The sequence below is a fragment of the Phocaeicola paurosaccharolyticus JCM 15092 genome, assembly GCF_000613805.1.
In the GTDB taxonomy this organism is placed as follows: Bacteria; Bacteroidota; Bacteroidia; order Bacteroidales; family Bacteroidaceae; genus Phocaeicola; species Phocaeicola paurosaccharolyticus.
In genome coordinates, this window is sequence record NZ_BAJR01000004.1 from 91,574 (window position 1) to 106,333 (window position 14,760).

Genomic DNA, 14,760 nt, shown 5'->3' on the forward strand with positions numbered 1-14,760 from the left:
ATTACATAACTAAAAATATTGATTATGGATTATATATTTTTACAACACTATTGGTGGTTTCTTATATCATTGTTGGGTGCTTTGTTGGTGTTTCTACTCTTTGTACAAGGTGCAAACTCATTGCTGTTTACCCTTACTCATGATGAATCATCACGCACTCTGCTGATTAATTCCACCGGTCGTAAATGGGAGTTCACATTTACTACACTTGTAACATTTGGAGGAGCCTTCTTTGCATCTTTTCCACTATTTTATTCAACAAGCTTCGGAGGAGCATATTGGCTTTGGATGATAATACTATTTACCTTTGTTCTTCAGGCTGTTTCGTATGAGTTTCAGTCTAAGCTGGGTAACTTTTTAGGCAAAAAGACCTATCAGGTTTTCATCGTTATAAATGGTATGATCTCACCCTTCCTACTAGGATGTGCTGTTGCAACATTCTTCAATGGCTCTGCATTCTTTGTGGATAAATCGAATATTGGAAATGATATAATGCCTATTATTAGTGGATGGGCAAACAACTGGCATGGCATTGATGCACTATTCAATCCATGGAACGTTGTACTAGGACTAGCGGTATTATTCCTGTCAAGAGGGCTCGGATCACTCTATCTCATTAATAATATTAATAATGATAAATTGGAATTGGCTTGTAGGAAACAGATTAAGAAAGATGCAGTAGCTTTCCTTATATTCTTTCTAGCTTTTATCGCTAAAATATTCCTTGCAAGTGGATTTGCTGTGAACCCATATTCAGGTGAAATATATATGGAGCCATATAAATATATACAGAATATAATAGATATGCCACTTCTGTCTTTAATCTTTATTGTTGGAGTTCTGGCTGTACTTTATGGTATTTTCAGAGGAGCATTCGTTAAAAGCGCTAAAGATGGTATATGGTTCTCAGGTATTGGGACTGTACTGACTGTACTTGCACTATTAGTTTCTGTTGGATTTAATAATACATCATATTATCCTTCATCAATAGATATTCAGAGTTCGCTTACATTGGCTAACAGTTGCTCAAGTGAGTTTACTTTACGTACAATGTTTTATGTGTCTCTGTTTATTCCTGTTGTCCTGATATATATATTCTTTGCATGGAGGGCAATGGATAGAAAGCAGATCTCTTCGAAGGAGCTAGATGAGGAGGAACATACTTATTAAAAACAGTTATTCTGTTAACTGTTTATGCAAACAAAGGTAAACGGTTAACAGGAAATTGTTAAACATAGTTTACTTTTTGCACTTTTTTGATGTCATCTATTGCAGATATCAAAATGCCCGTATATTTGCATTGTGTTTTTCATAGTATTAGATTTAAGGTTAACAAAGGTTGGGTCAAAGCGTTGACCCTTTTTTTATGTCTATACCTCTCATATACAATTTCAAGAGTATAAAAAAGTCCTTGCTACAATCACTTGCAACAAGGACTAAAGATTTTGTAGTAAATATATAGTTATTCAGTAATCTCTATTATGTTACCTTCTATTATTGAAATTTGACTCTCATAATATCCGTCACCGGTAGTCCTAGGCCCGGAAATTACATTGTATCCGTCTTTCGATAGTTCACTGGTAAGTTTGTCAACTTTCTTTCTGCCACCTAAGCTGAAAGGGAGGTGATGATATCCTACACCTATTTTCTCTTTATCGGATAAATTTAATTCAGGCCTTGTCATTATTTCAATTCTCGTGTTATCTTCAAAAGATATGAAATAACTCATGAATCCACTCTTTGTATTGTGATATTTATCCCCGGCAGTTCCGTTGAAATATTTAACAAAGAAATCTTTCATGTTTTCAAGTTCATGAGTATATATTGCTATGTGATCTATCTTCATTTATCTATTTTTTTTACCAATAAGTACATTTTGATTAAGCCATTCGTGTATAAGCTCATCATATAACTTAAGAGCAGCATATGCTATGCACATTGCAATAATTAATATAGATATTGCAACCATAATGTGTTGCCCCATTGGCTTATCCCTATGTTTTGCAGCCCATGTTAACATCACAAAAATAATAAATGAACACTAAAATCCACGTTTTACATTGATAAGTTTTCCTACTCTATAGATAAGAAGTCCACAGAAAAATGGGAAAAGAAGACGAATTAACACAACATATAACTGGTCGGGAGTGATTCACCATCCACCTATGACTGTGTATGCAGGATAGTTGCCACTAGGGAAAACTCCGAATTGGTGTATCACCAAGCAGATATTCAAAAGTCTGTGCCAACAGTGGTAAAAATATTTGATTTATAATATATACAATTAGATTATTTGCTATTTTTGCAGCCTTTATAAATAATCTAAGGATATGAAGAAAAAATTATTATTGGCACTATTATTGATTATTGGCATTTCTGGTAGTGCACAGAACAGTAAAGGCCTTTTTCTAAAACTTGGTCTTGGCTGTTCAGATATGATCGAAGACCATACTGATATTAATTCTAAACCTGAGTTTTCATTCAAATTTGGTGGTGGTTATGAATTTCAGATAAATAAACATTTCGGTATTGAACCAGCTTTGATGTTTACTCATAAGGGAACAAGGAGCATATCTCTTTTCAACTCTCAGATTATGGAAAATAAAGAGAATTTGAATCTCTATTATCTCGAGATACCTCTTTCTGCAGTATTTCATGTCACTCCATCTCTATCACTCAATGTAGGACCATATTTCAGCTATCGTTTTGCAGATAAGCAGGGCAAGCTTCCACAGGAATATCTTGAGTCAAGTGATGCAGGCGTTCAATCAGAATTACGTTATCATATTGGATCACTCTTTATCGGAGCAGAAGCTTCTGCAGGAGTTCTCGGCCATTTATGGAGAGCAGAGGGTTGGAATGGTAATAATCAGCCTGGGTTGCGTAGTCTGAATTATGGTTTCACAATAGGGTATAAACTATAAAAATAAAAAACATCCTTGATACATTAAAAGTATCAAGGATGAGATAAAAAGCTTTGCTTGATTATTTTGTCAAATTCATAATAGTTATACAATCTCAATTCCCTGTTGAGCACATAATTCAACTCCTAAGTCTTTGAGTTTGAATTTCTGTATTTTCCCGCTTCCTGTCATAGGGAATTCCTTTATAAAGAATATATATTTTGGGATTTTATAGTGAGCGATTTTACCTTTACAGAACTCGCGTATGTCCATATCGGTTAATTCTACTCCTTCGTGAGCAATTATAAATGCTCCAACCTGTTCTCCATATTTCTTTGATGGGATACCGGCTACCTGTACATCCTTAATCTCTTTAATCTGATATAGAAACTCTTCAATTTCACGTGGGTAGATATTTTCTCCACCACGTATAATCATATCTTTTATTCGTCCTGTGATTCGGTAATTACCATCTTTGTCTTTTATTCCTAAGTCACCTGAGTGAACGAATCCATCTTTATCAATAGCTTCAGCAGTAGCTTCAGGGTTATTGTAATAGCCTTTCATATTGTTATAACCGCGATTACACATCTCTCCCTGAACACCAACCGGACACTCTTCTCCTGTCTCTGGATCGATGACTTTTACTTCTGTGAATTCAAAGTCACTACCAACAGTATTGCAGCGAACATCAAAATCGTCGTCAATTCTTGATTGAGTCATACCTGGAGATGTCTCTGTAAGTCCATAGACACTTGTAACCCTCATAAACATTTCATTCTGAACTCTCTTCATAAGTTCAACAGGGCAAAGAGATCCTGCCATGATACCTGTTCTTAACGAAGACATGTCGAACATATTGAACATAGGGTGATTAAGCTCAGCTATGAACATTGTAGGAACGCCATATAAAGCTGTACATTTCTCTCTATGAACTGATGCAAGTACTACCAAAGGGTCGAACTTCTCCACCATAACCTGAGTAGATCCATGGGTAAGACAGTTCATTGTTGCCAATACCACACCGAAGCAGTGGAATAGGGGGACACAGCAGCATAACTTATCGTTGTTGGTGAATTTCATATGCTCACCAGTGAGGAAACCATTATTTGCTATATTATGATGAGAAAGCATAACACCTTTAGGGAAGCCTGTTGTTCCAGATGTATACTGCATATTTACAGTGTCATGGCATGATACCTGTTTCTTAACTTCATTAAGCTTTTCATCATCGTAGTTATCTCCAAGCATGAGAATCTCGGAAGTATTGTACATTCCTCTATATTTCTCCTGTCCAATAAAGATGACATTCTTCATCTCAGGGAAGTTCTTACTCTTAAGGTATCCTCTCTGTGAAGTACGAAGTTCAGGCAACATTGAGTAAACCATCTCAATGTAATTGTCGCTACCACGGTCACCATTAACTATACAAAGTGTGTGCATATCGGAATTCTTGCAAAGATATTCCAATTCGGCCTGTTTGTAGCTTGTATTTACAGTAACACATACAGCACCTATCTTAGCGCAAGCGTAGAGGAATGTCAACCAGTCAGGAACGTTTGGTGCCCAAAGTCCGACATGTTTGCCTCTTTCAACTCCGATTGCCAATAGGCCTTTTGCTACGTTGTCAACTCTTTGATTAAACTCTTTCCATGTAAATCGCAGGTCACGATCTGAATATACTATATACTCTTTGTCCGGAGTTGTCTTAGCCCAATACTCAAGCCAATCTCCAAGAGTTCTGTTTGATAATTCCATCTTATTGATTATATTTTCAAGGTTCATCATTATACAATGTCATCCAGATAATACTTTAAGCCGGAGTATATACTACAGCAAGTATTTTAGCAGCATTACCATTGCTTCCATGTACATGATGTGGAACTATTGAGTCGTAGTATATGCTATCACCTTTCTTTAGCTGATATTTATTTTTGCCATGTATAATTTCTATCTCACCCTCAACAACATATATAAATTCTTCGCCTTCATGTGAAGATACAGAATATGATTGCTTATCTTCTTTCACGATATCGATAATAAAAGATTCCATATGTCGGCCGGCTTTTGATTTCGATAGAGAATGATATAACATGTGTTTTTTTGCATCTGATGCTCCATTCGAGAAGTTTATCTCGTTGTCACAGTCGCACTCTCTTGTGACAATAGGACCTAGTTCCTGTTGGTCGTCAAGGAAAGTTCCAAGTCTTACTCCTAAGACTCTGGCAATTTTGATAAGAGGAGACAAACAAGGTATCTGCTCATTCTCTTCAATTCTTTTAACCTCTTCTCTGTCAAGACCTGAACGTTCAACTAGTTCATCAAATGTAATTTCCTTTAAAGTTCGTACTGACTTTATTTTGCTTCCAATATTAATCGATTTATCCATTTTTTCTATCAAATAATACGAATTTGTAGTTAATTTAATAGCAAAGGTAATAAATAAAAAGCTAAATTGTAATATTATTGATCGAAATGTTATTAAAATATTAAAAGCATATAAATTCTGTACGAACTTTATCTGGATGTTTTATTATTAAACAAGTTGTAAGTAGATTTAAATCAACTTATTTCAGTGATGGCTTTGTTGGAGAAAAGTGACTATGTATAATTTTCCACTCTTTTTCTTCTGTAAAGTAGTAAATCTCTGTACAGTTTTCTTTCCATACCATATCGCCTGCAAACATATGAAGATTGAAGCTCAACACGGCCATGTTACCATTCAACTGAACCTTTGGATTGATTATATCAAAGCGCTCTACATAAACTTTACCTCGCATAGATTCATATAATTCTTGAATCTTCTCCCATCCATCCAATCTGAAATCAGTAGATGGATCGAAGTAAGTGAAATCATTAGAGTATAGGTTGAGATAAGGCGTTGGATTGCCTTTCAACCATGCTTCCATAGCATTTTTGCTTAATGCAATTATTGTTTCGGACATCTCTTTTTTCTCCATGGTATCATTTTTATTCAATTATAAAGTTCTCCGAGCCATAATAACTATAAAATCGTCCACTAATAGCTGTAAATTTCAAGACACAATAGTCAGGGTCTGTCACTCCCTCTTTATAGTACTCAGTGTCACCATCTTGCCATATCATCTCCTTATGCTTTGCATCTGTCAGTACTTCAACGACTCCTTTTAACATTATCCCTTTGAAATTGTCACAATCGCAAAAGTATAGGCATGACTTGTTGTTCTTTTGGAATTGTGAGACTCTCATCGAAGATGTATTTGTTGTCAGATAGAATGTTCTCAACCCTTCCCTTTTTCTAGCCATAAGCATTGCTTTCATGTTTGGAAATCCCTCTGAATCAACTGATCCAATAAATACTACCTTCTGTTGTTTTACAATATTTTCAATTGTACTGATTATATTCTCCATAATTTTTTTCTACAAATATAATTATGTTCAATAGTATGGGTATAGTATTAATCAATGTAGAAATGCTACTTTTCAACGCATTATGCTATTTCTATACTCTAAAGGAGTCTGTTTAGTCTCTTTTCTGAATACTCTTGTGAAATATGAACTATTATCGTAATTCAATTTATATGAAATTTCAGAAACAGAGAGATCTGTATATGACAGGAGCTTTTTAGCCTCTTCAATAATCTTATTCTTAATGAAGCATTTGGGGCTAATCTCCAGACTTCTCTTTACAATCTCATTTAAGTAGTTTGGCGTTATGCATAGCGCATCAGAGTAGAATTTGGTATCATGATAAAGATTGTAGTTCTTTTCAACAAGTTCTATGAAATCTTCAATATATCTTTTGTGATGATTATCTTCTGTGGGTTGATGTTCTTTAGAATATTCTCGGTTCAACAACATCAGCATCTCGTATAGTAACGCTCTGAGTATGTGCCTGTCTTTTGATATTTCTTCATTAATCTCTTCTATTAGATTATTTATAAGTCGCTCTATCTTAGGAAAGATTTTTCCTAAGCTGATAACCTTTGTAAAGCTATTGATTTGGAAAAAGGATAGTTTTTCAATAAATGATGAATCATTGAAAAAAGAATGAAGAAACTCTTTCTCGAAAATTATAGCGAAACCCTCAGGGTAATTCTCTACATCCCATGCACGTATATCATTTGGCTTTGAGAAAATTACATCTCCCTTAGTTAGTGAGTAGGAGTGATTGTTTATGGAAATCTTTCCACTGTCGCTTGTTATTAATGTAATATCATAGTATGATAGTTTATGTATTGGAGTATTACATATATATTTACTAATGCTTTCCAAAGATACTACATCAATTAGTAGCTCTTCTCCATATTTATTTTTATAGAAATTATATTTAGGTATGGATTCCATAAATATGTTTTTTGCAAATATAATAAATGCTTATTGGTTTTTATCATATGCATTATAGAATGAAATATCATTATTAATTTCTTATCTTTGCCAATGAAGTATAATGGGGCAGGAGCAAATGCTTATATTATCTTCTTGAAAATTATTAATGTACACAATAATTTATAAATATGTTCTCAGGTATAATAGAAGAGTATGCAGAAGTTGTAAGAATTGTGAAGGATCAAGAGAATCTTCATCTTACATTAAGATGTTCATTTGTAGATGAACTTAAAATTGATCAGAGTGTAGCACACAATGGAGTATGTCTTACTGTAGTAAGTTTACAAGATGCTACCTATACTGTCACAGCTATGAAAGAGACTATTGAACGCTCTAATATAGGTCTGTTGGCTGTTGGTGATAAGGTGAATGTAGAGAGAAGCATGATGATGAATGGTCGTCTTGACGGGCATATCGTTCAGGGACATGTTGACCAGACTGCTGAATGTATTAATATAGAAGATTCTCAAGGAAGTTGGTACTTTACCTTCAGATATAAGTTCGACAAAGAGATGGCAAAAAGAGGATACATCACTGTAGATAAGGGTTCTGTAACTGTTAATGGAGTGAGCCTTACAGTATGTAATCCTGCTGATGACACATTTCAAGTTGCTATAATTCCATATACATACGAACATACAAACTTCCATACATTTAAAATAGGAAGCATTGTTAATCTGGAATTCGATATAATTGGTAAGTATCTTAGCCGTATGATGAAATTCGCATAATAAAAGTGAAGAGACCCTTGAGGGTCTCTTTACTTTTATATACTTAGTAAATATCTTTCAAAAGTATATTGTCAGTGTCTTTGTAATATTCTTTTTTAAATCCTTTTAAAGTATCCCAGGCCTTATTCGACTCATTCATCCTGATCTTAAAATCTTCAGATCCTTTCGAGTCAATCTTATTAATTAGCATTCCAACGCTTAGTTTGTTTATATCAATAGCTGGAATATATGCCATATGGTCTGTCTCATTGTTTACAGGAGTCTCCTTTATAACATTAATATCTATTAGTTCATAGATAATCTTGTTGACCAGTTTAATTGGAATTTTATGACTTTGGCTCAGATCATCTGCAGTATATGGCGGCTTTTCTGTCTGAAATCTTTTACATATTAAAGACATGATGAGTATACAAAGAAAATCATGATATCTTCTGCTTATATTTTTTATCTCATTATTAAAATAGTAGTTTTTTATATTCTGCGATACATATGACAATTCTGCACCAAAAAGGCATATACTCCATGTAATCTGTGTCCACAGAAGGAACATCGGTATAGCAGCAAAACTACCATATATGGCATTATATCGTGACACCCATATCTGACTGCCAATATATAAGTACTGAAAGAATTGTGCAGCGCTACCTGCCAGAATGCCAGGTATTATGCAATGCTTTAGTTTGACCCTTGTATTTGGCATATAAGAGTAGAGAGCAATGAACATCAGCCATATAATAAAGAAAGGAATCAGATTCAGGCTTAACTTCAGTACAGGACCAACGATAATGAATCCATCCATTTTGTTTATCATTGTACTCATGAATATAGATATACCACTTGATAAAACAAGGAATATAGGAGTCAACAGAAGCATAGAGAAGTAGTCTGTCATTTTTCTATATATGGTACGTGGTTTTTTAACCTGCCATATTGTGTTGAATGTCCTTTCAATATTATTAATCAACGTCAATATTGTCCAAAGCAACATTATTAGACCTACACCAATGAACACTCCGCTCTTAGTATGAGATAGGTATGAGTCAATAAATCCCAATATAGTTGTCATGGCTGGAGTCTGTGCACCGAAGCCATTTTTCATTTGAATTTCAAGAAGGTTTGAGAAACCTAATCCTCTTACAATAGCAAAGAGGATTGCAAGTAAAGGAATAATAGAGAATAGAGTATTATAGGTAAGTGCTGAAGCTCTTACGACGAGTCGTCCTTGCGTAAACTCTTTTATAGATATTATGAGTATTTTTATGGCGTCGTAAAGTATTCTACGAGGTTTGCTAACCTCGTCTTCTGTAATACGCCATATCCCAACATTCAGGAATGAGCGAATTCCTTTAATCTTAGCCTTATCCATATCTCTGTAAATATAAAAAAGAAACAGATAATCTATAAGCCGGGTTCTGTACTCTATTTCTAGAGTGTCTGTCATTTATCTACTTCCGTCGTCACCGACGGCCTCTAGCGGTCTACCCTCCGACGTCGGGCGAGCAGCCCTAATAATGTCGGTATACATGACCTTACAACTCCTAAGATGCACAGCTTGTGTGTCGCCACACAACTGGTAGGCTCTTACTCTACCTTCTCACCCTTACCAGAGATGACTCTTTGGCGGTTATTTTCTTCTGCATTACTCCACCCTCACAGACAGCTTTCTGTTAGGAAGTAGGATGCTCTAAGTTGCCCGGACTTTCCTCTTTTACCTTGCGGTACCAGCGACAGACCGATTTTCTGTTTCCTCGGTGCAAAGGTATAACTTTTTCTCCAATAAGAACTTTTGTGGAACAGTTTTTGTAGTAATATTTGTATAATCATTTTATTTTTTCATATGCAATCATTAAAAAAATGATACTATTTGCGGTTAATCACCGTTAATGCATTGGTGAATAATGTTAAAAGAGGGAAAAAGTCTGTATAATTGTATACATCAAATGGTTTTTTCTATTTATTTAGCGTTGTGAATGTTAAATAAGAAAATGAAATTAACAAATAAATAGATAATAAGTTATGAAAACAACAACTAAAATTGTACTTGGAGCAGCAGTTGTAATTGCTGTAAGTGCCGGTGCGGCCAGTGTGACTACTTATGCTATGATGAAACCTGACCAAAAGAAAGCATTGGCGTTCGATGATATATTTCAACAAAATCCAGACGTTAGATTAGCAGCATTAAATGCTGGTGATCTAAGACCGGTAGATCTTACAGCAGCAGCAGAGAGTTCTGTTCATGCTGTTGTTCATATCAAATCTACTCAGTCTGCTAAAAAACAAAATGTTGTGGTAAATGATCCCTTTTACGATTTTTTCGGTGACATATTCGGAAATCGTGGAGGTGGCCAACAGCAACGTCAGGTTGAAACACCCGAAAGAGTAGGTGTTGGTTCAGGTGTTATTATATCAAGAGATGGATATATTGTAACAAACAATCATGTTATTGATGGTGCTGATATAATAAGTGTTCGCCTTAATGACGGTCGTGAGTTTCAGGGTAGAATAATTGGTACCGATCCTAGCACAGACCTTGCTTTGGTTAAGATTGAAGGAAAAGATCTGCCAACTATACCTGTAGGTGATTCTGATAAATTAAAAGTAGGAGAGTGGGTACTTGCTGTCGGCAATCCATTCAATATGACCTCGACAGTAACTGCTGGTATTGTCAGTGCTAAGGCACGTTCTTTAGGAGTATATAATAATGGAGTTGAATCTTTCATTCAGACTGATGCTGCCATTAATCAAGGAAACAGTGGTGGAGCTTTGGTAAATGCCAGAGGTGAGCTTGTTGGTATAAATTCTGTTCTTTACTCTCCGACTGGGGCATATTCAGGATATGGTTTTGCTATTCCTACTACCATCATGACAAATGTTATAGCTGACTTGAAAGAGTATGGAGCTGTACAAAGAGCTATTCTTGGAGTAAAAGGAAGAGCTGTAAATGATGAGCAGCAGACAATGAGTGACGAAATGAAGACTAAGGTTAAAAATCTAGGAGCTATCGATGGAGTGCTTATTAGAGAGATTATTGATGGAGGTTCAGCTGCAGGTCAGTTGAAAGTTGATGATGTGATTATAGGTATTGATGACAAGAAGGTGAAGAATTTTGCAGAACTTCAGGAAGAGCTGGCAAAACATCGTCCTGGTGATAAGATAATGGTTAAGGTACTTCGTGATAAGAAGGAAAAGGATATTTCACTAGTATTAAAGAATGCTCAGGGTAATACTAAAGTCGTAAAAGTTGCAAATATGGACATTTTAGGTGCTGCTTTCCGTGAACTTCCTGATGATATGAAGAAGCAACTTAATCTATCAAATGGTATTCAAGTTACAGGAGTGACAGATGGAAAGATGAAAGATGCTGGTGTAAGAAAAGGCTTTATAATTCTAAAGGCAAATGGACAGGTTGTAAATAGTGTAGAAGATATTCAGGAGATAATGAAGAGTGCTACTCAGTCTACAGATCAGGTTCTCTTCTTAAGTGGTGTATTTGCGTCCGGTAAGCGTGCTAATTATGCTGTCGATTTAACTCAAGAATAGATTTTAGTTTTCAATAGGTAAGTTAAAGATGCATAGAATAACTATGCATCTTTTTTAGTAATAAGTCATTTATTTAGATCAACAGGTGTAATTGGTGATCACTACGTGACTTTGGGGATTTAACAAATCCCTATTTCTCCTTGATAAATAATATTATATTTGTTTTATGCAAAGTAAAGAGAGGATCAATTATTTTCATTGTTAAAAAACTAATCATGATAAACTGTTCAACCGATCACGATTCATTGTTCAACCGATCACGACAGATTTGCGACACAGATAATAGACCGGTTTCATGTACAGAAACAGATGCAGGGACTGACCAATGCCGGTGCTGAATCATTTAAAGCAAAACTAAAATCTTTCAGGGCTATATTCAGAGTAGTTGATGATGTAAAGTTTTACTTATTAAGGGGTACTAAACTTTATGCTTAATTTGTTAAATCCACAAGAATAGTAACTGAACCGTAATTGGTTAAATATTTATTGAACAAAAGTTACATAATATCATTTTTATTCTATAACTTTGCACCTCATATTTCATTACAGATAATGAGACAATTAAAGATTACAAAAAGTATCACTAACCGTGAGAGTGCCTCTTTAGACAAGTATCTACAAGAGATTGGTCGAGAAAACTTAATTACTGTAGAAGAAGAGGTTGAACTCGCACAGCGAATCAGAAAAGGTGACCGTATAGCGCTCGAAAAGTTGACAAGAGCCAATCTTCGATTTGTTGTTTCTGTTGCAAAACAGTATCAGAATCAGGGACTTAGTCTTCCTGACTTGATTAATGAAGGCAATTTGGGCTTAATAAAAGCAGCAGAAAAATTCGATGAGACTCGTGGTTTCAAATTCATTAGTTATGCTGTATGGTGGATCCGACAGTCGATACTTCAAGCATTGGCAGAACAGTCGCGTATCGTTCGTCTTCCTTTGAATCAGGTTGGTTCACTGAATAAAATCAGTAAGGCCTTTTCAAAGTTTGAACAAGAGAATGAACGTCGCCCATCTCCAGAAGAGTTAGCCGATGAACTTGAGATCCCTGTTGATAAGATTTCTGATACACTCAAAGTTTCTGGTCGTCACATTTCTGTTGATGCACCTTTTGTTGAAGGTGAAGATAACAGTCTTCTTGATGTCTTAGTAAACGATGATTCGCCTATGGCTGACCGCTCATTGGTTAATGAATCACTATCTAAGGAAATAGATCGAGCACTTTCTACGTTAACTGAAAGGGAGAAGGAGATAATCCAGATGTTTTTCGGTATTAATACGCAAGAAATGACGTTAGAAGAGATCGGCGATAAATTTGGCCTCACACGTGAGCGCGTTCGTCAGATCAAGGAAAAAGCAATACGACGCCTAAGGGCAAACTCTCGTAGTAAGCTGCTTAAGTCCTATTTAGGATGATCATTCCCAAAAAGGTTATTTGATGCACAGAAAAGTAATTATTACTTTTCTGTGCATTTTTTTATTTATTTACCTACTTTTTTTTTATTTTCTCTATTTATATCTACTTTTGCTTGAAATAATATATTAGAAAGAATATGAAATGTTTTAAAACACTTAGCGTACTATTTTTCGTGCTTCTATTAAGTTCTGCATTCACTTTAAAGGATAAAGGGCAAGTATACATTGCAGGAGTAGCCGCATCTTTTTCTGATTCTATTGTCTATTTTACAGATATACAGACTGTCGATAGTGTTGTGCTTGATAATCATGGTTTCTTGACTGGCCGTGCACGACTAAGTTCTCAACTAAAAACCTATTTAGAAGATAAAGAGTCTCTTCCAAACAGAGTATGTCTTGTCTATTTCTCCGAGAACCGCGATAAGCTTGAAAAACAGATTAAGAAGATTAAGGAGAAATATATCAAGAGCAAAAAATCATATATTCGTGAATTGAGTTCTGAATCATTCAAGTTTTCTAAACCGGTAATAGAAGAATAATTCTTTACAATGAAAAAAATCCTTATTCTCTTTTTATCAGTAGTTCTATTTGCTTCTTGTTCTCATAGCAACGATGAACCTGAGGTAATCAGTTCTGATAGAACTGTATTAGCATATTTCTTGACTAAAGATCTTTCTGAATTACAGTCCAATGTTGTGTCTATATTCGAAGGATTGCAGAAGACAAAAGAAGCTTCTACGGCATTGATTTATTGGGATAATAGGGATTATAACTCTTCAGTAAGTGTTCCTTCTATATTAAAGTTTACTTCTGATGGAAATGGAAATGTAAACAACATATCTCAAATTAAATATAAGGAGGACTTAGCTAAAAGCACTAATATGTTTAATTTGGTTATTGGTTATGCTGATGTAGTTCGCCAATATTCAGCTAATCAGCAATCAACTGATAAAGATGTGATGACCACTGTGTTGAAAGATATGATAAGTCTTTCTTCTACCAAAGGTTATGGATTGATATTCGGATCACACTCTGAAAGTTGGATACCATCACCTAATGTGAAACTCAGTAGTCGTGCTTTTGCAAGTACCTATGAGAATCAGTTAGATATCATCGAGCTTAATGAAGCTCTAATTAATGTTTCAAGAAAATTCGATTATATATTGATGGATGCATGTATGATGGGGAATATAGAGGTAGTCTATGAACTTCAGAATACATGTGACTACTTTATTGCGTCTCCAATGGAGGTACCTGGTATTGGCTTTCCATATTCAACTATAATACCGGATCTGTTCAGTGATAATGTAAGCGATTATACAACTAATATATGTAATGCATATTCAACCTACCATGCTGCTGAAGGGCACTGGGGAAATTGTATAGCTGTTAAATGCAGTGAGGTGCCAGTGCTTACAAATGAGTTGAATAGATATATAACCAGCTATTCTCCTATAGATCTCTCTACAGTGCAACCCTATTTCAGTTCAACAACAAATTCTGGTAAATATATTGGACTATCATATGATATCCTTGATTTTGTTAATAAGTTGACGAGCAACACAACTCCTTTCTCTTTTATTAATCAGTTGAAAAATACAGTTGTTGCTAGATCATTTGTTACTACTTCATCAGTTACGGGTTTTCCATCATTTATTGGTGTAGATACAAATTCTCTGTGTGGTATGGGTATGTACATACCCATTGCATCAAAAAGCACATGGAATTCATATTTAAAACAACTTCTTTGGGGAGATGCATCAGGTTGGGCTGACTATATAACTAATAACAATTTATAGTATAGT

The 14,760-nt window shown here is 35.1% G+C and carries 15 protein-coding genes and 1 other RNA gene; 7 read left to right on the plus strand and 9 right to left on the minus strand.

What is annotated here, in order from left to right; all coding sequences use genetic code 11:
• Positions 1-24 precede the first annotated feature (24 nt).
• The gene (cydB, locus tag JCM15092_RS03510) at positions 25-1,170 is read left to right on the plus strand and encodes a cytochrome d ubiquinol oxidase subunit II (RefSeq protein ID WP_024993452.1); all 1,146 of its coding nucleotides are present in this window, start codon (positions 25-27) and stop codon (positions 1,168-1,170) included.
• Between the two features lie 292 nt (positions 1,171-1,462).
• Here the strand turns inward: cydB and JCM15092_RS03515 are convergent, their stop codons facing one another.
• Positions 1,463-1,846: a VOC family protein gene (locus JCM15092_RS03515; RefSeq protein ID WP_024993453.1), complete on the minus strand. Its 384-nt coding sequence runs from the start codon at positions 1,844-1,846 to the stop codon at positions 1,463-1,465.
• The gene (locus tag JCM15092_RS17185; protein ID WP_204367505.1) at positions 1,847-2,020 is read right to left on the minus strand and encodes a hypothetical protein; all 174 of its coding nucleotides are present in this window, start codon (positions 2,018-2,020) and stop codon (positions 1,847-1,849) included. It lies immediately after the preceding gene.
• A 310-nt stretch (positions 2,021-2,330) separates the two neighbouring features.
• On the opposite strand from JCM15092_RS17185, the gene JCM15092_RS03525 reads away from it, so the two are divergent.
• Positions 2,331-2,924: an outer membrane beta-barrel protein gene (locus JCM15092_RS03525; RefSeq protein ID WP_024993454.1), complete on the plus strand. Its 594-nt coding sequence runs from the start codon at positions 2,331-2,333 to the stop codon at positions 2,922-2,924.
• Between the two features lie 84 nt (positions 2,925-3,008).
• On the opposite strand, the gene JCM15092_RS03530 is transcribed toward JCM15092_RS03525, so the two are convergent.
• From JCM15092_RS03530 to JCM15092_RS03550, 5 genes are all read right to left on the minus strand, one after another.
• The gene (locus JCM15092_RS03530; protein ID WP_024993455.1) at positions 3,009-4,661 is read right to left on the minus strand and encodes an AMP-binding protein; all 1,653 of its coding nucleotides are present in this window, start codon (positions 4,659-4,661) and stop codon (positions 3,009-3,011) included.
• Positions 4,662-4,716: 55 nt separating this feature from the next.
• Complete coding sequence (locus JCM15092_RS03535) at positions 4,717-5,292, minus strand: helix-turn-helix domain-containing protein (RefSeq protein ID WP_024993456.1); 576 nt, start codon at positions 5,290-5,292, stop codon at positions 4,717-4,719.
• A 178-nt stretch (positions 5,293-5,470) separates the two neighbouring features.
• Positions 5,471-5,863, minus strand: a complete 393-nt coding sequence (locus JCM15092_RS03540) for a YybH family protein (protein ID WP_024993457.1) — start codon at positions 5,861-5,863, stop codon at positions 5,471-5,473.
• Between the two features lie 10 nt (positions 5,864-5,873).
• The gene (locus JCM15092_RS03545) at positions 5,874-6,293 is read right to left on the minus strand and encodes a pyridoxamine 5'-phosphate oxidase family protein (protein WP_024993458.1); all 420 of its coding nucleotides are present in this window, start codon (positions 6,291-6,293) and stop codon (positions 5,874-5,876) included.
• A 72-nt stretch (positions 6,294-6,365) separates the two neighbouring features.
• Entirely contained in the window at positions 6,366-7,229 is an 864-nt protein-coding gene (locus JCM15092_RS03550; RefSeq protein ID WP_024993459.1) for an AraC family transcriptional regulator, read from the minus strand.
• A 170-nt stretch (positions 7,230-7,399) separates the two neighbouring features.
• On the opposite strand from JCM15092_RS03550, the gene JCM15092_RS03555 reads away from it, so the two are divergent.
• Positions 7,400-8,002: a riboflavin synthase gene (locus tag JCM15092_RS03555; protein ID WP_024993460.1), complete on the plus strand. Its 603-nt coding sequence runs from the start codon at positions 7,400-7,402 to the stop codon at positions 8,000-8,002.
• A gap of 43 nt (positions 8,003-8,045) precedes the next feature.
• On the opposite strand, the gene JCM15092_RS03560 is transcribed toward JCM15092_RS03555, so the two are convergent.
• Together JCM15092_RS03560 and rnpB are read right to left on the minus strand one after the other, a co-directional pair.
• Positions 8,046-9,368: a YihY/virulence factor BrkB family protein gene (locus JCM15092_RS03560; protein ID WP_024993461.1), complete on the minus strand. Its 1,323-nt coding sequence runs from the start codon at positions 9,366-9,368 to the stop codon at positions 8,046-8,048.
• 19 nt (positions 9,369-9,387) lie between these two features.
• An RNA gene (rnpB, locus tag JCM15092_RS16500) (RNase P RNA component class A) lies at positions 9,388-9,746 on the minus strand.
• Positions 9,747-10,018: 272 nt separating this feature from the next.
• Between rnpB and JCM15092_RS03565 the strand changes: the two genes are divergently transcribed.
• The 4 genes from JCM15092_RS03565 to JCM15092_RS03580 all read left to right on the plus strand — a co-directional run bounded on the left by JCM15092_RS03565 (position 10,019) and on the right by JCM15092_RS03580 (position 14,754).
• Positions 10,019-11,542 (plus strand): trypsin-like peptidase domain-containing protein, encoded by a 1,524-nt coding sequence (locus tag JCM15092_RS03565; RefSeq protein ID WP_024993462.1) that lies wholly within the window; start codon positions 10,019-10,021, stop codon positions 11,540-11,542.
• A 552-nt stretch (positions 11,543-12,094) separates the two neighbouring features.
• A complete protein-coding gene (locus JCM15092_RS03570; RefSeq protein ID WP_024993463.1) occupies positions 12,095-12,955 on the plus strand; it encodes a sigma-70 family RNA polymerase sigma factor in 861 nt (286 codons plus the stop codon).
• Positions 12,956-13,092: 137 nt separating this feature from the next.
• Positions 13,093-13,494, plus strand: coding sequence for a hypothetical protein (locus JCM15092_RS03575; protein WP_024993464.1), 402 nt, complete (start codon positions 13,093-13,095; stop codon positions 13,492-13,494).
• A gap of 9 nt (positions 13,495-13,503) precedes the next feature.
• The gene (locus tag JCM15092_RS03580) at positions 13,504-14,754 is read left to right on the plus strand and encodes a clostripain-related cysteine peptidase (protein WP_024993465.1); all 1,251 of its coding nucleotides are present in this window, start codon (positions 13,504-13,506) and stop codon (positions 14,752-14,754) included.
• Positions 14,755-14,760 lie beyond the last annotated feature (6 nt).